This window comes from Bacillus cereus group sp. N12, from assembly GCF_016483575.1.
In the GTDB taxonomy this organism is placed as follows: domain Bacteria; phylum Bacillota; class Bacilli; order Bacillales; family Bacillaceae_G; genus Bacillus_A; species Bacillus_A toyonensis.
Genome location: NZ_JAEHBO010000199.1, coordinates 1 through 472, shown reverse-complemented (window position 1 = coordinate 472; position 472 = coordinate 1). Strand labels below are relative to the sequence as shown.

Sequence of the window (472 nt, the reverse complement as noted above, 5' to 3'; positions counted from 1 at the left end):
ACTACGTCGCCTGTTTTAACTCCTGTCACTGTCACTACATCTTTCACACCAGTTTTATTATTCACTACTGTGATTGCTCCCGCCACTGGCGCTTTTGTTACTGTTTCAGTTGCATATTTCACTGCCACACGAGCACTTTCTTCTTTATTTGTTTTTGTCACTGTTACGTACACTGTGCCACCTGTTGCTACGAATAAATCTTTTTTCGTAATTACAGCTTCTGCTTCATCCGCTTTTACTGTTGCTGTTCCGATTTCTTTTCCTTCTGTTGCTGCGTCATATACTTTGACTACATCACCGGCTTCTAACTTACTCACTGTGATTGTATCTTCTTCTCCTGTTGCGTTGTTCGCTGTTTTAATTACTGACGCCGCTGGCGTTACTGTGATTTCTGCATCATATGCTTTCACTGTACGCGTACTTTCTAACTCACCTTTACCTTGTACACTTACGTATACATTTCCTTTTGTTT

General features: G+C 40.9%; 1 pseudogene. It reads right to left on the bottom strand.

Going from position 1 to position 472, the window contains the following annotated elements:
* Positions 1 to 472 (bottom strand): annotated as a pseudogene (locus JDS92_RS30710) (hypothetical protein); the annotation flags it as partial.